General features: G+C 70.5%; 21 protein-coding genes. 12 read left to right on the plus strand and 9 right to left on the minus strand.

Annotated features, from left to right (window positions below; genetic code table 11):
* Positions 1-16: 16 nt before the first annotated feature.
* Genes FDO65_RS10220 through FDO65_RS10235 form a run of 4 tightly spaced genes read left to right on the plus strand, consistent with a single transcriptional unit; the run spans position 17 to position 2259 of the window.
* Positions 17-367, plus strand: a complete 351-nt coding sequence (locus FDO65_RS10220) for a hypothetical protein (RefSeq protein ID WP_137449195.1) — start codon at positions 17-19, stop codon at positions 365-367.
* Complete coding sequence (locus tag FDO65_RS10225; RefSeq protein WP_137449196.1) at positions 364-1707, plus strand: hypothetical protein; 1344 nt, start codon at positions 364-366, stop codon at positions 1705-1707. The genes FDO65_RS10220 and FDO65_RS10225 overlap by 4 nt, the downstream gene beginning before the upstream one ends.
* Complete coding sequence (locus tag FDO65_RS10230) at positions 1704-2030, plus strand: hypothetical protein (protein ID WP_137449197.1); 327 nt, start codon at positions 1704-1706, stop codon at positions 2028-2030. Before FDO65_RS10225 ends, FDO65_RS10230 begins: the two co-directional genes overlap by 4 nt.
* A gap of 22 nt (positions 2031-2052) precedes the next feature.
* A complete protein-coding gene (locus FDO65_RS10235; RefSeq protein WP_137449198.1) occupies positions 2053-2259 on the plus strand; it encodes a hypothetical protein in 207 nt (68 codons plus the stop codon).
* Between the two features lie 102 nt (positions 2260-2361).
* Here the strand turns inward: FDO65_RS10235 and FDO65_RS10240 are convergent, their stop codons facing one another.
* Positions 2362-2574, minus strand: coding sequence for a hypothetical protein (locus tag FDO65_RS10240; protein WP_137449199.1), 213 nt, complete (start codon positions 2572-2574; stop codon positions 2362-2364).
* Between the two features lie 159 nt (positions 2575-2733).
* Positions 2734-3213 carry a DUF6941 family protein gene (locus FDO65_RS10245; RefSeq protein ID WP_137449200.1) on the minus strand — a complete coding sequence of 160 codons (480 nt, stop codon included), beginning with the start codon at positions 3211-3213 and terminating at the stop codon, positions 2734-2736.
* Positions 3214-3386: 173 nt separating this feature from the next.
* Between FDO65_RS10245 and FDO65_RS10250 the strand changes: the two genes are divergently transcribed.
* Positions 3387-3710 (plus strand): hypothetical protein, encoded by a 324-nt coding sequence (locus FDO65_RS10250; protein ID WP_137449201.1) that lies wholly within the window; start codon positions 3387-3389, stop codon positions 3708-3710.
* Positions 3711-3809: 99 nt separating this feature from the next.
* Here FDO65_RS10250 and FDO65_RS10255 read toward each other — a convergent pair whose 3' ends face one another.
* A complete protein-coding gene (locus FDO65_RS10255; RefSeq protein ID WP_137449202.1) occupies positions 3810-4049 on the minus strand; it encodes a hypothetical protein in 240 nt (79 codons plus the stop codon).
* Between the two features lie 445 nt (positions 4050-4494).
* On the opposite strand from FDO65_RS10255, the gene FDO65_RS10260 reads away from it, so the two are divergent.
* Complete coding sequence (locus FDO65_RS10260; RefSeq protein ID WP_137449203.1) at positions 4495-4935, plus strand: hypothetical protein; 441 nt, start codon at positions 4495-4497, stop codon at positions 4933-4935.
* Here FDO65_RS10260 and FDO65_RS10265 read toward each other — a convergent pair.
* The 4 genes from FDO65_RS10265 to FDO65_RS10280 form a co-directional block, all read right to left on the minus strand.
* Entirely contained in the window at positions 4932-5879 is a 948-nt protein-coding gene (locus FDO65_RS10265; RefSeq protein ID WP_240757558.1) for a tyrosine-type recombinase/integrase, read from the minus strand. The two genes, FDO65_RS10260 and FDO65_RS10265, sit on opposite strands and share 4 nt — an antisense overlap.
* 202 nt (positions 5880-6081) lie before the next feature.
* On the minus strand, positions 6082-7059 hold the full coding sequence (locus FDO65_RS10270) for a helix-turn-helix transcriptional regulator (RefSeq protein ID WP_137449205.1): 978 nt from the start codon (positions 7057-7059) through the stop codon (positions 6082-6084).
* Positions 7060-7216: 157 nt separating this feature from the next.
* Positions 7217-9772, minus strand: coding sequence for a putative bifunctional diguanylate cyclase/phosphodiesterase (locus tag FDO65_RS10275; RefSeq protein ID WP_137449206.1), 2556 nt, complete (start codon positions 9770-9772; stop codon positions 7217-7219).
* A 96-nt stretch (positions 9773-9868) separates the two neighbouring features.
* Positions 9869-11074 carry a saccharopine dehydrogenase family protein gene (locus FDO65_RS10280; protein ID WP_137449716.1) on the minus strand — a complete coding sequence of 402 codons (1206 nt, stop codon included), beginning with the start codon at positions 11072-11074 and terminating at the stop codon, positions 9869-9871.
* A 222-nt stretch (positions 11075-11296) separates the two neighbouring features.
* On the opposite strand from FDO65_RS10280, the gene FDO65_RS10285 reads away from it, so the two are divergent.
* The 6 genes from FDO65_RS10285 (at position 11297) to FDO65_RS10310 (ending at position 18108) form a co-directional block, all read left to right on the plus strand.
* Complete coding sequence (locus FDO65_RS10285; protein ID WP_137449207.1) at positions 11297-12799, plus strand: APC family permease; 1503 nt, start codon at positions 11297-11299, stop codon at positions 12797-12799.
* Positions 12800-12825: 26 nt separating this feature from the next.
* Complete coding sequence (locus FDO65_RS10290; protein WP_137449208.1) at positions 12826-13248, plus strand: universal stress protein; 423 nt, start codon at positions 12826-12828, stop codon at positions 13246-13248.
* A 177-nt stretch (positions 13249-13425) separates the two neighbouring features.
* On the plus strand, positions 13426-14475 hold the full coding sequence (locus tag FDO65_RS10295) for a LacI family DNA-binding transcriptional regulator (protein WP_137449209.1): 1050 nt from the start codon (positions 13426-13428) through the stop codon (positions 14473-14475).
* A 118-nt stretch (positions 14476-14593) separates the two neighbouring features.
* Positions 14594-15370, plus strand: a complete 777-nt coding sequence (locus FDO65_RS10300) for a response regulator transcription factor (RefSeq protein ID WP_276606843.1) — start codon at positions 14594-14596, stop codon at positions 15368-15370.
* Positions 15371-15452: 82 nt separating this feature from the next.
* A complete protein-coding gene (locus FDO65_RS10305; protein ID WP_240757559.1) occupies positions 15453-16949 on the plus strand; it encodes a sensor histidine kinase in 1497 nt (498 codons plus the stop codon).
* Between the two features lie 133 nt (positions 16950-17082).
* Complete coding sequence (locus FDO65_RS10310) at positions 17083-18108, plus strand: DNA-3-methyladenine glycosylase family protein (protein ID WP_240757523.1); 1026 nt, start codon at positions 17083-17085, stop codon at positions 18106-18108.
* Between the two features lie 67 nt (positions 18109-18175).
* Here FDO65_RS10310 and FDO65_RS10315 read toward each other — a convergent pair whose 3' ends face one another.
* Together FDO65_RS10315 and FDO65_RS10320 are read right to left on the minus strand one after the other, a co-directional pair.
* Positions 18176-19369: a fatty acid desaturase family protein gene (locus FDO65_RS10315; RefSeq protein ID WP_137449210.1), complete on the minus strand. Its 1194-nt coding sequence runs from the start codon at positions 19367-19369 to the stop codon at positions 18176-18178.
* 77 nt (positions 19370-19446) lie between these two features.
* On the minus strand, positions 19447-20550 hold the full coding sequence (locus tag FDO65_RS10320) for a ferredoxin reductase (RefSeq protein WP_137449211.1): 1104 nt from the start codon (positions 20548-20550) through the stop codon (positions 19447-19449).
* Positions 20551-20660: the final 110 nt, after the last annotated feature.

The raw sequence follows: 20660 nt of genomic DNA on the forward strand, positions 1-20660 counted from the left end.
ACGGATAGGACTGCTCATGCCCAGCTCTGTCATCACCAACGGCACCCGCGCGGCCGCGGCGGCCGGACTGACCTCGCTGATCACCCACTGGGGCGTCGTCGACACCGCCGGTGCCGCGATCGGTTCCCGAGTGGCCAACACGGCGGTCATCGACGGCACCTACACCGTGCGGCCGTCGGCCGACCTGAACATCCCCGTCCCGGCCGGCGCGACGGTCGGCGGGGTCCGCGCCTACGACGCCGCCACCGGAGGCACCGACCGGGGCGGCTGGAACTACGCCGCCGGGGAGACCCCGGGCCGGGAGACCTTCAACGGCGCCGGGGTCTACCAGGTGACCGCGGCCTCGTCCGGTTTCCAGGTGCCGTGACCTCGAAGACGAACACCTTCGAGGGGCAACCCTCGGGGACGTCCTGGTCGGTGGCCAACTCGGGCGGCGGCTCCGGCGATGCCTGGAACGCGCTCACCACGTCCGGGACGGTCACCGCGGTGTATGACTCGGCGTGGGCCATGCATGGCTCCGTGTCGCTGCACATCACCGGGCAGGCGTCCTCGCAGTTCATCCTGCGGTCCACCGGCTACAACGGGGCCAGCCTGTCCGCCCGGATCTACGCGCGGCTCGCCTCGTCGTCGGCCGCGCAGGACATCGTGCAGGTCCGTAACGGCTCTGGCCAGGCGGGGGCGCTCGGGCTGAGTTCCTCGCGTCAGCTTCAGGTGAAGAACGCGCTCGGTGGGGTCCTCTACACCTTCGGCGCCCTGGCCTACCTTTCGGACTACCGCGCCGAGATCCAGGTGACCAAGGGCGTAGCCACCTCGGCGCCGTTCGACGGGGTCATCACCGCCGCGGTCTACGCCGGAGACAGCCGGATCCCGATCGAGTCGTACACCTCGGCGGCGGTCAACACCGGGACCGGGAACCTCACCGAGTGGCGGGCCGGGAAGCTGACCAGCGGCCCGTCGCTGGAGATGTTCCTGGACTCGGCTGGGGCTCATGACGTCTCGGCCGATCCGATGGGCCCGTTCCTGCGGGCGGTGTCCGGGTCGGCGTCGGTCCAGCTGGCCGCGACCGGGGCCGGCGGGAAGGTCGCCGTCGGCCAAGGCGCCGCGGTACTCACGGTGACTGCGGCCGGTGTCGGCCGGAAGCTTGCCGCTGGCTCGGGGATCGCGTTGGTCCCGGTCGCCGCGGCCGGGGCGGGCCGCAAGGTGGCCGCGGCCGCCGGGACCGCCGTCGTGCAGCTCACCGCCACCGGCGCCGGCCGAAAACGGGCCGCAGGCGGTGCGGTGGCCGCCGTGCCCATCGCCGCGTTCGGAGCCGGTCAGAAGCGGGCCGCCGCCGGCGGCTACGGCACCATCGCCCTTTCCGCCACCGGGGCCGGGCAGAAGCGCATCGCCGGGTCCGGGACCGCGGTAGTAACCGTCATGGCGGCCGGCGTGGGGACGAAACGTGTGGCCGCCGGCGGGATCGCCGCCGTCCCGGTCGCCGCCGCCGGGAGTGGCCGCAAGATCGCCGCCGGCGGCGGCTACGCCCTGGTCGTCATCATCGCCAGCGGCGTCGGCCAGGCGATCGTCGAGAAGCCGTTCACCGTCACCGTCGGCGCCGGCTATACCCGGCCCGGCGTCGCCGTCGGCCGAGCCGTCACCCGTGCACCGACCATGGGTGCTGGCCGCACGCGCAGCGCCGTCACCGTCGGACCTGGGAGGGAAGCATGACCACGCACACCCTGAACGCTGGCGAGCGGCGTCTGGTCTGGTGGCCATTCTGGGGGCTCCCCGCCAACGCCGCCCCGGACATCCGGATCGGGGCCGGGCCGTGGTTGAAGCTCACGGAAGACCCCGGGTTCGTCCCGGACGAACCACCGGCCAGGCCGGGGGCGAAGTGGTTCCGAGCGCTCCTCGCCCACCCCGACGCACCCCCGCGGGACGGAGCCATCACCGTGCCGCTGGGGACCAGCACCCTGCGCCACCGGGTCGTCGGCGACCCCGAGATCGAGATCCCCAACCCCGGCGAGTACGTCGCCGCAGCCTCCACCTGACCCCGACCTGGAAGGAACACCCATGGCCCCCATCACCCCTGAGCCACACGAGCCCCTGCTGCGGTGGTTCGAGTACGCCCACCTGCCCAGCAAGCTGCAGGCCGTCTCTAAGCCGTTCGGCGACCTGGCCGAGCGCCTGGTCGAAACCATCCCCCGCAACGCCGAACGCTCGGTCGCCCTGCGCAAACTCCTCGAATCCAAAGACGCCGCAGTCCGCGCCGCGCTGTAGCGTCGTCGGTGTCCGGGCGCGTTCCGGGCATTGGCGGAGAAGCTGGCTACCGATCTGCCCTGGCCCCCGTCAGCTACGGCTGGCGGGGCCCTTCGGTGTTTCTCAGGCTTCAGATGGCCTTCCGGGTGTCTCGCCATCGAACGAGTAGGTCGAGGTACCCGGAACAAGCCGGTAAGTCAGGTTGACGTACTCCCGTTCGTCGTCGTCCTCTCCGTGCCAGCCCGCAAAGCGGATGACCTCGGGCGTGTAGTTGTTGACCTCGTTCATGTGAATCGTGTCCAACGGTCCACCGGTGAAGTAGATGCGAGTCCCCATTCGTGAAGTGTCCGGTATGCGACGATCCGCCGTCATCCCTCAGCTGGGCGACAGGTCCGGGGGACGCCGCAGCCCGTGCCGCCTATGTATAGAAGTCCCCGTGTGCATGGGAGGGGTCTCCGCCAGCCGCGGCTGGCGGGGACCGCTCCATGCGCTGAGCTACTGAGGCGGAACGAACCCGCCGGCACGGAACGTGGCGCGTTCGACTTCCTGACCATCGATGCTGATCAGGAAGTAGTAGCTGCCCGGCTGCTGGATGGTCAGGCCATCGAATTGCAGGGCTAGCGGGATTGCTTGGGTCGCCCCGGGGACGAGGTAGGGCGGGCGGCCGATGTTGAAGCCGGCGCTAACTTCACTGACGGGCGGGTCGTCGGGGCCGGGGCCGGGATGCAACGGCTGGGCGACGCCGTCTTCGTCGCGGAGTTCGACGGTCAAGGTGTGGTTTGAATTCGTCCTGCCATACGGGATTTCAACCAGAAGGGCCAGGCCGATCCGGCCGACGACCATCGGGTAGCCGTTCGGCGGGGCCAACTGGTCCCATCCGCCGCCGTGGACGTACAGCTTGCCGTCCGCTACCGAGACCGTGTCGCACAGAAGTGCCCGGGCCCGGAAATCCATCTCCTTGGTCGTGGTGGCCACGCCCATCACCTCACCTTTGTGTTCGTATTACGTATCGGACGTTCTGACGTATGACACTCTACCACCTATCTGAGCGATCGCGTATACAGCGCGAGGGTGATGTAATACAGGCCTATCAAGGACCGTCCCGCCCGGCCCAACCCGGCCGCGTCCGGAGAAGGAGACTCGAAGCCATGTCGCGCCCCACCCGCACCAACGTTCTAACCCTCCGCATTACCGACCAGGAGCAGGAACGGCTGCGATCCATCGCGGACGCCAACAACCAGACGGTGTCCGAACTGGTGCGCTCGATCGTTGAAGTTCGGACCCGGGCTACCCCGGACCGCAAGGTTCCTACTCGGTCCGAAGCCGGCCGCACCGTGCCCTCTCGTGGCACGGTCACCGCATCGCCCGTCATGTCCTCGGCCGCGCCCCAGGGTGGCACCTGGACCGTGACCGACCCCGCCACCCAGGTCATCTCGGGTGGTGCGTTGACGATCACCTCGTCACGCCGATAACCCCCAACTTCAGCAGCCGGTGGGACAGAAGCGGCCCCACCCCTCATGGGATGGGGCCGCTTTGCTGTACCACCCAGTCGGGGGTTGGCGACCTGGACCTCATGACCGAAATGGGAATCGCTCATCCCACGGCGCATCACCAGGCTGCGCCACCCAACCCGGCTGCAAGTTGTCCTCGCCAGGCTCGTAGCTATGTCCGAACTCGACGACCCGCGCCTTCGCCTGATCCAACGACGAGGCGCGGTCCACGATTACACCGTCACGACGAACAACTAGCCACTCTTCACCCTCCCTGACGTAGCGCACCTTCGCACCTGACGGCGTGTCTTCGTCGTACATCCCTCTGTCCACCCCTCCGCCTTACGGATGCTCCGCTGGTAGCGCACCTTCCCATATGCACCCTTTGCACCGGTATCGCCGGTTCAGGGGACCCTTCACGTACACGATCTCGTGGTCGTCGCTCCGGGCCGGCGCTGCCAGGGACTCGGGCGGCAGCGGTGTCTCGGCGATTGGCGCGCCGTCCCAGGTCAACGCCGGCGGCCGTTCCGGCTCCACCACCGTCGCCGACCCATCGGGGTGCCGCTCGAGAACTTCCCACGGCGCCTTCCGCCACTCCACCGGGCCGACCCGCACCCACTGCCCAGAGCGGAGTACGGCCGCGGTCACCCTCATCGTCGCCATGGGGCGGACCCTGTCACCGCCCACCGACAGCGACAGTTCCCGGCACCGCGCCGCCTCGCCCATACTCCGGTACACCAACTCACCCGGCGACAGGAGTACCGCAGTGGCTGACGATGACGTCGAGCTGACCAAGTCCGAGCAGCGAGCACGGAAGCGTCGCGAGAGGGCCGAGGCAGATGCCGCCCTCTCCGCTCCGGCCCGCGCCCTGAAATGGCTGATCATGGGCGTGGTCGCGGCCGCAGTGCTGGTCTTCGCGATCTACCTCGGCAGCAACCACCGGAAGGTGGGATTCCACGTCGAGAGCAGCACTCCGTACCCGCAGCTGGGCATCACCAGCTATCAGGTATCGGTGGAGAGCTGGAAATCCGATGATGCCGAGGACATCGTCCAGGCCGTCTACGAGAGGGCCGGCAGCCGACCGGTAGGGGTCGACATCTACTGCCGGGACACGGCTGGCAAGGTCGGCGTCCGGCTGGCCAGCGGCACCCAGACCAGCGGCACGAACCAGGAACTGGTCAACGTCCGCGACGACGACGCCTGCTAGGCCGCGGCGCCGGGGTCGAGGCGGTGGACAGCCGCGCGTCGCATCCGGTCGTCGACCTGCGTGTAGATCTCCGTGGTGTTCAGGTTGGCGTGCCGCAGAAGGGTCTGCGCCGTCCGCAGGTCGGTCCCGGACTGCACGAGCGTGGTGCCGTACCAGTGGCGCAGCGAGTGCGCGCTGCCGGGGACGCCGGCCCTGCGCATGGCCAGTCTCACGACATCGGTAACGGACCGAGGGAGAACGTGTCCGGTGCGGCTGCCGCGGGCCGGGAACCACCAGCCGCGGCGGGGCATCCGGAGAGCGGCGGTGGCCAGCATGGGGTGCAGCGGCAGGACGGTGGTGACGTGCCCCTTGCCGGTCACCCTGATGGTATTGGCGACCAGGTCGACGTCTTCGCCGCGGACCTTCGCGATCTCGTGGACGCGAAGCCCGGCGAGAGCGGCCAGCAGGATCATGACGTGGGTTCGGCTGTAATGGCCGCCGGCGAGCAGGACGCGCATGTGAGCGTCGGCGACCGGGTGCGGTAGCCGACGGGGGCTGCGAGGCGCCTTCACCCGTTGGGTGGGGTCGTCGTCGCGGTGGCCGGCCTGGACGAGCCATCGATACCAGGCTCGAAGGTGGGCGTAGTAAGTGGCTTTCGTGGATGGGTGCGCGATCGTCGCGGTGTAGGCGTAGATCTCGTCGATCGTCAGCTCGGCCGCTGGCGCCCCGGCGAATTCTTCGAGAATGCGAATCCGGGCGGTCCGCGCCTGAATCGTTGTCTCAGCGCAATTCTGGGCGCGCATCCATGTCGCCCATTGGGCCAGCAATCTGCCGGTCTCCATGCTTTCCTCCTGGTCCGACTTCGTTGTCAGCGGGACCATGATCTTGCATCGAGCAGCTAGCACATCGGCACGCTGAGGAGTCGCATCCGCCCTCAGGTGGGCGAGTCCACTCGACCGGGTCATCACGCCGCTACCGAAAGTGAACGCACGGAGTTGTAAACCGTGTGTCGCAGGTTCGAATCCTGCTGGGGGCACATCTTCACGGCGCACATCTTCACGGCGCTGCCGCACTCAGCGAACGACAACACCGGTTCCTCAACCGTGTGTCGCAGGTTCGAATCCTGCTGGGGGCACCACCACCGTGTGCCGCAGGCCCCCAGCCCCCTCAGCGCATCCCGCGCAGCGTCTGCTGCGGCGACCGCCCGTAGGCGCGGCGGTAGTCGGCGGCGAACCGGCTAGGACTGCCGAAACCCCAGCGGGCAGCGATCGCCGTGACGGTCGCGCCGTCGCCGGGCTGGGCGGCCTGCAGGTCGGCGTGGGCGCGGTCCAGTCGGACCCGGCGCAGGTAGTTCATGGGTGTGGTGTCCAGGTGTCGCCGGAAGGCGATCTGCACGGCCCGGGGGCTGACGTAGGCCGCCCGCGCGATGTCGCCGACCGTGAGGGGCACGTCCGGGCAGGACTCGATGAAGGTGATCGCCCGGCGCAACGCCGGCGAGTGGGCGTCCGCCCCGGCACGACGACTCGGCTCAGCCGACGACCGCGGGAACAGCGACAGGGCGGTGGCGGCCAGGAGTCGGCCAGCCGAGTCGACGACGAGCGGGCTCGCCGCCTCCGGTTCACCGACCAGCTCGTCGACCAACCTCGCGGCGTTGCGCCACCGGGCCAGCCCGCCGGGGTGCGGGACAGTATCGGCGAAGGGCACGGCGCCCGGCCCCCCGGCGCCGTCCTCGTCTCCCGCGACGTCCCGCAGCAGGGCGGCGCTGAGGGTGACCGCGTGCAGTCGCACCCCCTCCGTCCGGCCCGGCCACACCACACCGGGTTGGGTGGCGACGAAGACGTCCCCGGCGGAGTAGCGCTGCGGTGTCCGCTCGGACTCCATCTCGATCGACCCGTCGAGAACGGTGTCGATGACGACGCTGTCGGCGCCGCGATTGGTGAACCGGAGGACGTTGCGGAAATCGACCTGGGCCAGGGCGAAATCGCCGGTGTCGACGTACGAGATCGCCATGCCCGCCGGGCCTTCCGCCGCGCCGGTCGACTTCGCCATGCGGGCCTCCGACCCGTACAACTCGCGCAGGGCCTCCTGAGCACGGTCCGGATCGGACGTGCTGAAGTGTTCTCTGCGGGGCAAGAGGCGGGTCACGCGATCGATCAGCGTCCTTCGGGTCGGCCGGCGGCGAGGTGCGTCGCACGGCCGAACCGCCCGCCAGGGACGAACGACGCCAGGCGACGTTTTCTCACGATATCGCGTTCCGAGGGTGCGAACCCGACACCCGTTGGGCGACGCCCGGACCGGCGGATCAGCGACCGACCGGGGCCACGGCGCAGCTGTCCGGGGCGTCGTCCACCGCGCCCGTCGGCACCGCCGGCGGCGTCTCGCGCTCGACCACTTCCGCTTCCAGGGCCGGCCGGGCGGCCACCACGGGCGCAACAGTCGGCGGTCGGCGCCCGTACCCCCGCCGCAACATGGCCTCCACCGCCGGGGCCGGGATGGGTTCGGAGAAGAGGAACCCCTGGGCGTAGGTACACCCCAGCGCGGTCAGGATGTCGGCCTGTTCGGCGAGCTCGACCCCCTCGGCGGTGGTGACCAGCCCCAGCTCCCGCGTCATCCGCAGCATGGCTCCGAGGAACTCCTCGGCCTCGGCGTCACGGTGGATGTTGGCCACGAACTCGAGGTCGATCTTCACCGAGTGCAGGGCGATGCGACGCAGGCTCAGCAGCGAGGAATAGCCCGATCCGAAGTCGTCCAGCCACACCTGGATGCCCAGTTCGCGGAACCGTTGCGCGACGACCTGGGTCGTGCGGTAATCACCCAGCAGGGCGTCCTCGGTGATCTCCAGGGCCAGCTGCCGGGGGTCCACCTCGTACTGGTCGAGCACCGCCACGACCCGGGCCGGGAAGGACAGGTCGGTCATCAGCCCGGGCGGGACGTTGAGGCTGACCTTCAGGTCGGCGCAGTCGAACTGCTCGTTCCAGGCGGCGAGGTGGGCTGCGACCAGGTCGAGCATGTGCTCGGTGAGAGCGGGCAGCAGACCCGATCGACCGGCGAGTGCGATGAAGTAGCCCTGATCGACCTGGCGGCCGTCGACGTGCCAGCGGGCCAGCGCCTCGAGGGACACCAGTTGCCGGGTGTCCAGGGCGACGATGGGCTGGAACAGGCAGTGGATGCGTCCCGCAGCCAGGTCGTCGATGAGCAGCGGACGGAAATGGAGGTCGTCGGCCTCGGGTAGCACCATCGCCGGGTGGTGCGCGCTGCGCTGCCCCTTCCCGGCCCGCTTGGCCGCGTACATGGCGATGTCGGCCCGCGAGAACAGTTCGTCGACGCCGGGGGTGTCGGCGTCGGCCGCGACGTGCGCGATCCCGATGCTGCAGCTGATCGCCAGCGGTTGCACGCGGAGGGCGAACGGCCGGCGGAGCTCGCCGACCAGCCGGTCGGCCATCGCCAGGGAATCGTGGTCGCCTTCGACCAGGACGGCGAACTCGTCGCCACCGAACCGGCTCACGGTGTCCGTGGAGCGGACCAGGCGACGCAACCGGGCCCCGACCCGACTGACCAGTTCGTCCCCCACCGGATGACCGAGGGTGTCGTTGACGGTCTTGAAATCGTCCAGATCGATGAACAGCAGCGCCAGCGGACGGCGTTCCCGGCGATGCCGCTCCACGGCCTCGACCACCCGCTGGGTGAACAACGCCCGGTTCGGCAGGCCCGTGAGGACGTCGTGGAACGCCTGCTGGCGGAGCTGGCGTTCGCGGGCGGCGAGGTCCGCCGTGAGGTTCCGGTTGTCCCGCAGCGTCAGGTACTGCCGGAGCAGCACCAGACCCAGGACGACGATGGTCACCAGCTCGCTGACCGGGTCGGACGAGCCCACCACGTTGCGGACCGCGAGGATGCACAGCGCCGCCATCACCGGCAGGTAGGGCAGCATGCTCAGGACCCGGCTCTGGCTGGACTCCCACTCCTCCGGCGTCTCCGACGTCGGGGCCGGCACGGTGCGGATGTCCACCGTCCAGGCGATCGACGCGAAGACGGCGATGACCCCGAACCCGACGAGCCAGCAGAGGTCGACCGCGGTGCCCACCTGGAACGAGGACACCACCGTCTCGTAGGCGTAGAGCGTGTCGCCGGTGGCGATGAGCGTCATGGCCACGACGAGCGTGCCCAGGATGACCCGGTTGACCGGCATGCGACTGATGCCGAGGAGCAGCATGGTGATGGCCACGATGTCCAGGCACGGGTAACACAGGCTGACGATCAGGACCAGCGCGTCGTCCGGGCGGTTCTCCTCGCTCGTCACGTGGGTCAGCGCGAGGACCCAGCTGATGACGAAGAGGGACGCCGCGATGATGACGCCGTCCAGGACGACCCGGAGCTGACGCAGCCGGGTCCGGCGCAGCGGCACCAGGACAGCCGTGGCCATGAAGATCGGGAACCCGAGGTAGAGCGCGTCGGCGAACGACACGTCCGGCAGGGGCGGCCCCACCGTCTCGCTGACGAACCAGGAGAGCTGGCCGGCGAACCAGAGTCCACAGCCCACCGCCAGCAGGGCCGCCGGTCGCCGCACCCGGTGCCAGGTGCGACGCCAGGCCAGCACGCCCAGCGAGGTGGTGGCCAGACCGGAGGCGGTGAGCTGGGCGACGTGACTGGTGATCGCGGCCGTCCGTGACTCCGCCCCGGCCAGTGCGATCGCGGCGAGCAGCGCGACCACCAGGAGGACGACCACGGCGAGCATCGCCGCCGCGGCCGCGGTCAGGCGCAGCGGGGACGACGCCGCGGTGCCGACGGCTGTCCGTGGCGCCCCGCGAGCGGGCGCGTCGGCCGGGAACCCACGGGTAGGAACGCCGCCGCTGCGCGCCATGGTCGTTCCTCCCCTGCCCCGCGGTCCCCGACACCTGAACTACGAATAGTGACGGATAGATTACTCAACGTACAAGGGTATGCCGGGCTGGTCGCTTCAGCCTTCGCGCATCGCCCAGGGCGCCCCGTACTCGGTGATCAGGTCGAGGAACGGGCGGGGCGGCAGTGCCTCCGGACCGAGCACCCCCGCACCCCGCCAGGCCCCCGACGCCAGCAGCTCCAGCGCGACGACCGGGTTGAGCGCGGTCTGCCACACCACCGCCTGCGCCCCGTACTCCCGCATCGACCACTCGTTGTCGACGACGTGGTAGAGGTACACCTCCCGCGGACGGCCGTCCGGGCCCGTGCCCTTCACCCAGGTACCCGCGCAGGTCTTACCGGTCATCCGGTCCCCCAGCGCGGCCGGATCGGGCAGCACGGCGGCCACCACATCGCGGGGCGACACCGTCCCCCCGCGCATGGTCACCGGGTCGGTCCGGTCCAGACCGACGGTGTGCAGGGCCTTCAGGACGGCGATGAACTCGGCCCCCAGGCCGTACTTGAAGGTGACCCGCCCGACGTCGATCCGCCGCGGCATGAGGTAGACCTCCTCGTGCTCGACGTTGACGCACTCGACCGGGCCGATGCCCTCCGGGAAGTCGAAGATCTCCGGCTCGCTGAACGGCTCCGTGGTGAACCATCCGCGGTCCCGCTCCCAGACCACGGGCGGGTTCAGGCACTCCTCGATGGTGGTCCAGATCGAGAAGCTGGGCGCGAAGTCGTAGCCGGCCACCGCGAGGTTGCCCCCGTCCCGCACCCCGATCTCGTCGATTGTGGAGAACAGCTCGTCCGCCGCGTACCGGGCGAACACGTCGGACAGGCCCGGCTCCACGCCCATGCCGACCAGCGCCAACCGGCCGGCCCGCTCCCACTCCCCGGCCAGCGCGAACTGCTCGTCCCCGAGTTTGACCCCCGTCTGCGCGTACGGATGCTGCGGATGCGGATGGGACAACGACATGGCCATGTCGAGGTAATCGACGCCCGCCGACAGGGCCGCCCGGAACAGGGGCATGACGAACCGCGGGTCCGTGGCGTTGACCAGGACGTCGCAGCGGTGCCGCCGCAGCAGGTCGACCACCGCGGTGGCGTCGGTGGCGTCGACCTGGGCGGCGACGAACCGGTCGTCGCCGGTGGCCGCCACCGCCGCCGCGGCCCGCACGGGGTCGTAGTCGGCCATCACCACCAGCTCGTGGAACGGCCGCCGGGCGGCGATCACCGCGATGGCTCCCCCGACCCCGCCGGCGCCGACGACCAGCACCCGCATCAGACCCGCCCCCACTCGACCGCAGCTCGTTCGTCGGACATCCGTCCCCGGGCCAGGATCACCGGACGGGTTTGACAGTATGGGCGGGAATTCCGGACGGACATCCGAACGAGCTTTCGTTCCCCGCACTGGCCCCGCGACGTGCCGGTCGACCGACCCGTCGCAGGACCCGGAACATCCCGTACAGCGCGCGAGCAGTTCGCACAGCCGGAGAGGGGTCTCATGACCGCTTCGCCCCCGCCCCCACGACCCGGTGCCACCGGTACCGAGCCCACCCTGCAGGAAGGGGCCATCGGTTTCGTCTCGTCAATGGTCATCGGGCTGGCCGCCACCTCCCCCGCCTACTCGCTGGCCGCCATCATCGGCCCGATCGTCGCCCTGGTCGGGGTGTACGCGCCCGGCGCCCTGCTGGCGTCGTTCGTCCCCATGCTGCTGATCGCGTCCGCGTTCTACTTCCTCAACAAGGTCGACTCCGACTGCGGCACCACGTTCTCCTGGGTGACCCGGGCGATGGGCCCGTGGCTCGGCTGGATCGGCGGCTGGGCCATCGGCATGACCGGGGTGCTGGTCGTCGGCTCCCTGGCCAACGTCGGGGTCACCTACACGCTGCTGGCCTTTGGGCTCGACGACATCGCCGAGAACACCACGATCGTCCGCATCCTCACCGTGGCGCTCATCCTGGTGATGACGGCGATCTGCGTCGTCGGCACCGAGCTGTCGGCCCGCCTGCAGAACTTCCTCATCATCGCCCAGACCGCCGCGCTGCTCGCCTTCGCGATCACCGCTCTGGTCCGGGCCGCCAACGGCACCAGCAGCCTCGAGGCCACCACGCCGGAGTTGGGCTGGCTGAACCCGTTCGGCGCCGGCGGCGCCGCACTGTCCGCGGCCCTGCTGCTCGGCGTGTTCGCCTACTGGGGCTGGGAATCGGCGGTCAACCTCAACGAGGAGACCGAGAGCGGCTCCACCACCCCGGGACGCGCGGCGATCGTCTCCACCGTCGTCCTGCTGCTGACCTACCTGGTGGTGGCCATCGCCGTCGTCGCCTACGCCGGACCGCAGTTCCTGGCCGACAACGCCTCCGAGGAGGAGGCCATCTTCGGCACCCTGGCCGACGAGGTCATGGGCGGCTGGTCCTGGGTGGTGCTGCTGGCCGTCTCGACCTCGGCCATCGCCTCGACGCAGACGACGATCATCCCGGCCTCGCGGACCGCTCTGTCGATGGCCCGTCGGCACGCCATGCCCCGATCGCTCGGCCACATCCACCCGCGGTTCCGGACCCCTGACGTCTCCACCTGGGCGGTCGCTCTCATCGCCGTCGTCTGGTACGTGGTCGTCGACCTCATCAGCCAGAACGCCCTGCTCGACTCGGTCACGGCCTTGTCGCTGCTCATCGCCTTCTACTACGCCCTGACCGGCGTCGCCTGCGCCGTGTACTACCGCCACGAACTGCTCCGCAGCGTGAAGAACTTCCTGCTCATCGGGGTCGGGCCGGTGCTCGGCTCGGTCATGCTGTTCTGGCTGCTCGTCCAGTCGATCATCGACATGGCCGATCCCGAGAACTCCACCACCGGCGAGGCCTGGCTGGGCGTCGGCCCCCCGCTGGTCATCGGCGTCTTCATCTTCGCCGTGGGCGTCGTCTTCATGGTCGGCTGGCGTGTCCACGACCGTCGCTACTGGAACGAGAAGCCGGGCGTCGTCGACCCCGCGCTGACCGGCCGGGCCTGAGCGCCCCACTTCGAAAGGACCCCGCCGTGACCATCGTCCTGGGCTACGACGAATCACCCGGCGCCGACCGCGCCCTCGACCAGGCCATCACGCTGGCCGGTCAGCTCTCCGACCGGCTGGTCGTCGTCTACGGAGCCGCCCCGCCCAGCATGATGGGCGAGGAGTACGGCGCCCATCTGGCCGCGCTGAGCGAGATCGGGCACACGGCCCTGACCGCGGCCACCGAGAAGGCCCGGGCCGCCGGCGTCGACACCGTCGTGGAACTGACCGAGGACAAACCGGCCGAGGCCCTGCTGGAGGCCGCCGAGAAGTACGACGCCCGGGTGATCGTCGTCGGCACCTACGGCGAGAGCCCGCTCCGAGGCGCCATGCTCGGATCCACCCCGCACAAACTGCTGCACTGGTCGCACCGACCGGTGCTGTGCGTGCCGCCACCCGAGAGGGCCTGACGCCAGGTCCGATTCGGCCCGGATCGGCCCGGATCGGTCGGGGTCGGGCGAGATTCGGTTGTGCACTCTGTAGAGTTGCCCTCGGTCCGCGACGATGCCGGACCGGACTTTCCGAGACCGCCGCGGCCCGCCGCGGACGATTCCCTCGGGACGGAGCAGCCTGGTGAGGTGCAGCGGATGACCGAGGCGACGCCGCCACGTCCGCGCGCCCCGGGCGCGCGGACCACGTTGCTGGACGTCGCCCAGCGGGCCGGGGTCTCCCGCACCACCGCCTCGTTCGTGCTGACCGGACGGCGGGACATGCGTATCTCGGCCGATGCCGAGGAGCGGGTCCGCCGCGCCGCCCGCGAACTGAACTACCGCCCCAGCCTGCTGGCCCGCAGCCTGCGCACCAACCAGTCCCAGACCCTCGGGCTGCTGTCCGACGAGATCGCGAGCGAGGCCTTCGCCGGCGACGTCATCCGCGGGGCCACAGCCACCGCACTGCTGCACGACCACCTGCTCTTCGTCGGCGAGACCGAGGGCGACCCGCAGGTCGAGCAGAGCCTCATCCAGAACATGCTCGATCGAGGAGTCGGCGGTTTCGTCTACGCCTCCATGTACACCCGCAAGGTGTCGGTGTCCAAGGTCCTGCGGGCCCAGCAACTGGTGCTGCTGAACTGCCTGCCCCGGGTGCGCGGCGTCGCCGCCGTGATCCCGGACGAGCGCGAGGCCGGCCGGGCCGTCGCCCGTCTGCTGCTGGACCACGGCCACCGGGACGGCATCGTGCTCGTCGGCGAGCAGGCCACACACATCCACGCGGCGGCCGAACGGCTGCTCGGGATCACCGAGGTCCTCAAGGAAGCCGGGGTGACCCCGGCCGCCGAGGTGGAGTGCCTGTGGTGGCCCGAACCGTCCTATCAGGCCGTGACAGATTTTCTGCGGGAGCCGCACGCCCCGCCCGCCACCGCCCTGATCTGCCTCAACGACCGGGTCGCCATGGGTGCCTACCAGGCCGCCGCGGACGCCGGGCTGCGCATTCCCGACGACCTGTCGATCGTCGCGTTCGACAATTCCGACCTCGCGGCCTGGCTGCGTCCCGGGCTGACCAGCGTCGGGATCCCGCATTTCGAGATGGGCCGACGGGCGGTCGAGCTGCTGCTCGACAAGGACCGGCCGACGACGGTGGAACAGATACCGATGCCGGTGGCCCACCGCGACTCCGTCGGCTCCCCCCGGCGGGCGTGACCGGAGCGGTCACGACACCGTCCGTCCGGCCGTACCCGTCGGCGGGCTGTGCGGGCCGCACAGCAGGCGCACAGTCACGACCTAGACCCCGCACACAGGCGGCGCTCAGGATGGACTCATGACCAGCGCACCCGGATTCCGCTCGTCGTCCCCGGCCCCTGCCCGTCCCGGCACCGTCGGACGACAGGCCATCACCGCAGCCGACGGACGGCCCATCCGGGTCCTGGTGGTCGACGACGAGCAGGCCCTCTCCGAGCTGGTCGGCATGGCACTGCGCTACGAGGGGTGGGAAGTGCGCACCGCCGCCAGCGGACTGGCCGCCGTCTCCGCGGCCCGGGAGTTCCGGCCCGACCTCGTGGTGCTGGACGTCATGCTCCCCGACATCGACGGTCTCGAGGTCCTCCGCCGGTTGCGCGCGGACATCGAGCGGATGCCGGTGCTGTTCCTGACCGCCCGCGACGACGTGAGCGACCGGATCGCCGGGCTCACCGCCGGCGGCGACGACTACGTCACCAAACCGTTCTCCATCGAGGAACTCGTGCTGCGCCTGCGGGCCCTGCTGCGCCGGTCCCACCTGGCCCTGGAGACGGAGTCGTCGACGATCGTCGTCGGCGACCTCACCCTCGACGAGGACGCCCGCGAGGTCCGCCGGGGTGGGGAGATCATCAACCTGACCGCCACCGAGTTCGAGCTGCTGCGCTTCCTGATGCGCAACCCGAAGCGGGTGCTGTCCAAGGCGCAGATCCTCGACCGGGTGTGGAACTACGACTTCGGCGGGCAGGCCAACATCGTCGAGCTGTACATCTCCTATCTGCGCAAGAAGATCGACGCCGGCCGGGATCCGATGATCCACACCATGCGAGGCTTCGGTTATGTCCTCAAGCCCGCGGCCTGACTCGGCGGACGAGACGGCGGCAGCGCCGGGAAGCGGACGGGCACGTCGGCCCCGCACGCTGCGGACCACCCTGGTGGCCAGCATGCTGGCGTTGATCGTGGTCGTCTGCGCGGTCCTGGGCGTGACCACCGAGATCTTCCTGTCCCGGTACCTCGTCGCCCAGGTCGACCAGCAGCTCAAGGTGTGGGACGACAAGCCCGGCAACCCGTACGACCACGCCGGGACGTCGTGGGGTGGGGGTCGCTGCGCCTCGGGTCAGCTGCCCGGGCGTGGTCCGGGGCTGCAACGCGGCTCCGTCTGGCTGACCGCCGAGGGCAGCGAGATCTACGACAGCGGCGCCGTCCCCTACGGCGAGAACCCCACCTGCGTCGAGCTGACCAGCACCGCGCAGACCGAACTCCTGGCGGTGCCGACGGACGGCGTCATCCGCACGGTGTCCATCGACGGGCTGGGCGACTACCGCGTCCGGGCCGACGTCGACGACTTCGGGGTGACCCGGCTCGCCGGACAGTCGCTGGACCCGGTCCACGCCTCGCTCGTGCGCCTCGGCGTCATCATGGCCGCCGTGACCGGCGTGGCCCTGCTCATCGGGGCGGGGGTGGTGGTGCTGATCGTGCGCCGCGCCCTGCGGCCGCTCGACCGGGTCGCCGCGACCGCCCACCAGGTCAGCTCCATGCCGCTGGCCAGCGGGGACGTCGACCTCGCCGTCCGGGTCCCGGAGCAGGACACCGACCCGCGGACCGAGGTCGGCCAGGTCGGTGCCGCCCTGAACCAGATGCTCGGGCACGTCTCCGGGGCGCTGGTCGCCCGCCAGGAGTCCGAGACCCGGGTGCGCCAGTTCGTCGCCGACGCCTCGCACGAGCTGCGCACCCCGCTGGCGTCGATCCGCGGCTACGCCGAACTGGCCCGCCGGGAGGGACAGCGCACGCCGGGTCGGGACGGGGACGACGAGGACGTGACGGCCCACGCCCTGCGCCGGGTCGAGTCCGAGTCGGCCCGCATGACGACCCTCGTCGAGGACCTGCTGCTGCTGGCCCGGCTCGACTCCGGCCGGCCGCTGTCCCGCGACGAGGTGGACCTGACCATGCTGGTGCTGGACGCGGTGTCCGACGCCCGGGTCGCCGGTCGGGACCACCACTGGCAGCTCGACCTGCCCGAGGAGCCGGTGACCGCCGTCGGTGACGCCCACCGTCTGCACCAGGTGGTGGCGAACCTGCTGGCCAACGCCCGCGCGCACACCCCCGCCGGCACCCGGGTGGAGACCGGACTGCGGGTCGACGGCGCGTGGGCGATCCTCACCGTGACCGACAGCGGACCCGGCATCCCGGCCGACCTGCAGCCCGAGATCTTCAACCGCTTCGTCCGGGGTGATTCGTCCCGGTCCCGCGCGGCCGGGTCCACCGGACTCGGTCTGGCGATCGTGGACGCGGTCACCAGCGCCCACGGCGGCAGCGTGCAGGTCCGCAGCCGACCGGGACGAACCACCTTCGTCGTGCGGTTGCCCCGGCCGGCCGACGAGGGGGCGGCCTCCACCGCCGCGCCGATCGTGGACGCGGGTCCGGCGACCGTCCGGCGCTGATCCGGCCCGGCCGATCGGCCGATCGTGGCCGGCCGACATGAGTGGTGCACGTGCAGTCGAAGAAGGCTGCAGGTGCACCACTCGGTGCCGTCCCGTCGGGCACCGGGCCGTCACCGTCAGGCACAGTGGACGGGTGACATCGACCCCCGCGCCGGCGTCCGCCGGATCGGCGGGAGCCGACACCCCGCCCCCTCCCCCGGCGCGGGTCGGCGCCCCGGGTTCCGGCGGTCTGACCCGCCGCTGGCGGCCGGACGGGCCGTTGGATCCGGTGGCGACCTTGCGTCCGTTGCGCCGCGGCGCCGGGGACCCGACGTTCCGGTTGGAACCGGGTGTGCTGTGGCGGGCGACCGGCACCCCCGCCGGGCCGGCCACCCTGCGGTTGACGCGTGACCCGGACGGCACGATCGTCGCGACCGCCTGGGGGTCCGGTCGCCGGTGGATCCTCGAGCAGCTTCCGGAGCTGCTGGGCGAGGGCGACGACTGGACCGATCTCGACATCCACCTGCGTTCCGGCCGGCCCACCGCCACCGCGCTGCTCCGCGACACCCGCCGGGCCCGGCCGGGGGTGCGGATCTGCCGCACCACCGTCGTCCACGAGGCGCTCATCCCGGCCATCCTCGAACAGAAGGTCGTCGGCCTGGACGCCTTCCGGGCCTGGCGCTACCTCGTGCTCCGCTACGGCGACCCGGCCCCCGGCCCGGCGCCCGCCGGTCTGACCGTGTGCCCGCCGCCCTCGGTCTGGCTGTCGATCCCGGCCTGGGAGTGGCACAAGGCGGGCGTCGACCTGAAGCGCACCGAGACGGTGCGGGCCGCCTGCCGGGTGGCCGCCGGTCTGCAGCGCACCGTCGACCGCGGACGCGGCGGACCCGAGGTGATCCGCCTGCTCCGCACCGTGCCGGGGATCGGGATCTGGACGGCCGCCGAGACCGTGCAGCGAGCCCACGGCGACCCGGACACCGTCAGCGTCGGCGACTTCCACCTCTCCCGGCTGGTGGGCTGGGCCTTGATCGGCCGGCCGGTCGATGACGACGGGATGCTCGAGATCCTCGAGCCCTACGCTGGTTCGCGCCAGCGGGTCGTCCGGCTCATCGAGATCAGCGGTTTCTCCAAGCCGCGCTTCGGTCCCCGCATGACGCGGGTGGACCACCGCTTCCACTGACCCGTCGCGGACCCGGGAAGGCGAAGAGCCGCCCGGGTCGACCGGCTCGATCGCTCGTGGGCCGGCGTCAGCCGATGAGTGCGGCGACCGCCTGGCGCAGTCCGGCGGCGGGGCGGCTGCGACGACGCATCAGGGCGGGGGCCGGCTTCGGCTTGGGCTTCAGCTTCTCGGCCATCTCGTTGGGCAGCGACAGCCGGATGATCTTGCCCCAGGCCGAACCGACCTGGCGGGGCAGCGACCCGGTCATGTAGCGCAGGCCGTACTCGTCGAAGATGGCCTGGATCTTCGGGGCGATCTCGTGGTACCGGTTGCTCGGCAGGTCCGGGAACAGGTGGTGCTCGATCTGGTACGACAGGTTGCCGGTCATGATGTGCATGGCCTTGTTGCCCGAGATGTTGGCCGAGCCGAGCATCTGCCGGACGTACCACTCGCCCTTGGTCTCGCCGTCGATCGAATGCTTCTCGAAGGTCTCGACGCCCTCGGGGAAGTGACCGCACATGATGACCGAGTGGGTCCACAGGTTGCGGACCACGTTGGCGGTGAAGTTCGCGGCCACGGTGTGCAGGAACGACGGACCCGACAGCAGCGGGTGCACCAGGTAGTCCTTGGTGGCCTGCTTGCGGATCTTGTGCAGGGTCTGCTTCGCGCGGGCCTTGAACGCCGGATCCTGCCGCCGGCGCTTGTACTTGAGGTTCTTGCCGAGCTCGAGATCGTAGGCAGCGATGCCGTACTCGAAGAAGCAGGCGTTGATGAAGTTCCACAGCGGCTGGGCCAGGTAGATCGGGTACCACTTCTGGTCCTCGTCGACCCGCATGATGCCGTAGCCCAGGTCGTTGTCCTTGCCGACGACGTTGGTGAAGTTGTGGTGCAGCTCGTTGTGCGAGTGCTTCCACTGCTCCGACGGCGAGGCGTTGTCCCACTCCCAGGTCTTGGAGTGGATCTTCGGGTCACGCATCCAGTCCCACTGGCCGTGCATGATGTTGTGCCCGATCTCCATGTTGTCCAGGATCTTGGCGACGGACAGGCCGGCGGTGCCCAGCAGCCACGCCGGCGGGAAGAACGAGGCCAGCAGCACGGCCCGGCTGCCGAGCTCGAGCTTGCGCTGCACGTCGATGACGCGGCGGATGTACTTCGCGTCGCGCTCACCGCGGGTCTCGATGACCTCCTGACGGATGGCGTCCAGCCGGCGGCCGATCTCCTCGATGTCCGCGTCGGACAGATGGGCGATCGGGTTGACGTCCTTGCGCTGCAGCACGGTCATCGGGCTATCGACTCCTCGAGGTGATGTCGGGATTTGGGGTTGGGTGTCAGGGGGCGGGCGCCGGGACGACGCCGGGGTCAGTTGTCGATGAGGCAGGTGCCCGCGGCGGCGGTCACACAGGTCTGGACGAGGACGCCGTCGCCGACGGCGGCGGTGGTGATCTCCCCGTTGCGCAGGTCGCGCACCGTGCCTTCGCGGAGCGGCAGGACGCAGGAGAAGCAGATGCCCATGCGGCAGCCGGAGGGCATCAGCACGCCGTTGGCCTCGCCGGCATCCATGATCGTCATCGCGCCGGTGGCCTCGACGGTCGTGCCACTGCGGGTGAACTGGATGGTGCCGCCGTCGCCGGGGGCGACCAGGGTGGTCCGGAAGCGCTCGGTGCGCAGGCGGTGCCCGGAGCCGAGATCGGCCCAGTACGACTCGATCTCGTCGAGCAGACCGGCCGGGCCGCAGGCCCAGGACTCCCGCTCGGCGAGATCCGGCACCAGGGAACGCAACTCGTCCATCTCCAGGCGGCCCGAGGTGCGGGTGTGCTTCTCGACCAACCGGATCCGCCCGCCGGCGGCCAGGTCCCGCAGCTCGGGCCCGAAGATGACGTCGGTGTCGGTGGCGTCGGAATGGACGAGGACGACGTCCCGCAGCCGCTGCAGGCCGGAGCGCAACATGCCGATGACCGGGGTGATGCCGCTGCCGCCCGTGATGAACAGGACCTTCTCCGGCACCGGATCCGGGAGAACGAAATCGCCGCAGGCCTGGTCGAGGTGCACCAGGTCGCCGGCGGCCAGACGCTGGGACAGGTGGGCGCTGACGATGCCGTCCGGCACCGGGCGCGCGGTGATGGAGATGGTGCCGTCCGCGGTCTCCGGCGGACTGGTCAACGAGTAGGACCGCCAGCGGCGGATGCCGTCGACGTCCAGACCGACGCGGACGTACTGGCCGGGGACGTGCCCGCGCCAGCCGGCCCCGGGGCGCAGGACGACGGTGACGGCCCCGCCCGCCTCGGGTTGCACGGCCACGACCCGGGCCCGCAGGTCGGCGCCCCGCCGCAGCGGGTGGAACATGTCCAGGTAGTCCTCGGGCCGACGCGGCGAGGCCAGGGCCTCGGCCACTCCCCAGAGCCGACGGCGCAGACCGACGCGACCCCCCGTGGGGCGTGCGGGGTCGACGTGCGGGGTGCTCATGCCACTACTCTGCCTGTAAGTCAGGCGTAGTTTCCTGCCTCGGTGACGTGAAATCCAACCTTCAGCTTGTGCGGAATGAACAAAGCGGGGTCCGACGTGCCCACCAACGA

It is taken from the genome of Nakamurella flava, from assembly GCF_005298075.1.
Taxonomy (GTDB): Bacteria; Actinomycetota; Actinomycetes; order Mycobacteriales; family Nakamurellaceae; genus Nakamurella; species Nakamurella flava.

Coding starts and splice junctions, on each gene's coding strand:
- FDO65_RS10235 (WP_137449198.1), top strand. CDS start 2,053: ATGGCCCCCATCACCCCTGAGCCACACGAGCCCCTGCTGCGGTGGTTC.
- FDO65_RS10240 (WP_137449199.1), bottom strand. CDS start 2,574: ATGGGGACTCGCATCTACTTCACCGGTGGACCGTTGGACACGATTCAC.
- FDO65_RS10320 (WP_137449211.1), bottom strand. CDS start 20,550: ATGAGCACCCCGCACGTCGACCCCGCACGCCCCACGGGGGGTCGCGTC.
- FDO65_RS10285 (WP_137449207.1), top strand. CDS start 11,297: ATGACCGCTTCGCCCCCGCCCCCACGACCCGGTGCCACCGGTACCGAG.
- FDO65_RS10280 (WP_137449716.1), bottom strand. CDS start 11,074: ATGCGGGTGCTGGTCGTCGGCGCCGGCGGGGTCGGGGGAGCCATCGCG.
- FDO65_RS10265 (WP_240757558.1), bottom strand. CDS start 5,879: ATGACCCGGTCGAGTGGACTCGCCCACCTGAGGGCGGATGCGACTCCT.
- FDO65_RS10250 (WP_137449201.1), top strand. CDS start 3,387: ATGTCGCGCCCCACCCGCACCAACGTTCTAACCCTCCGCATTACCGAC.
- FDO65_RS10255 (WP_137449202.1), bottom strand. CDS start 4,049: ATGTACGACGAAGACACGCCGTCAGGTGCGAAGGTGCGCTACGTCAGG.
- FDO65_RS10315 (WP_137449210.1), bottom strand. CDS start 19,369: ATGACCGTGCTGCAGCGCAAGGACGTCAACCCGATCGCCCATCTGTCC.
- FDO65_RS10220 (WP_137449195.1), top strand. CDS start 17: ATGCCCAGCTCTGTCATCACCAACGGCACCCGCGCGGCCGCGGCGGCC.
- FDO65_RS10275 (WP_137449206.1), bottom strand. CDS start 9,772: ATGGCGCGCAGCGGCGGCGTTCCTACCCGTGGGTTCCCGGCCGACGCG.
- FDO65_RS10295 (WP_137449209.1), top strand. CDS start 13,426: ATGACCGAGGCGACGCCGCCACGTCCGCGCGCCCCGGGCGCGCGGACC.
- FDO65_RS10300 (WP_276606843.1), top strand. CDS start 14,594: ATGACCAGCGCACCCGGATTCCGCTCGTCGTCCCCGGCCCCTGCCCGT.
- FDO65_RS10305 (WP_240757559.1), top strand. CDS start 15,453: ATGCTGGCGTTGATCGTGGTCGTCTGCGCGGTCCTGGGCGTGACCACC.
- FDO65_RS10230 (WP_137449197.1), top strand. CDS start 1,704: ATGACCACGCACACCCTGAACGCTGGCGAGCGGCGTCTGGTCTGGTGG.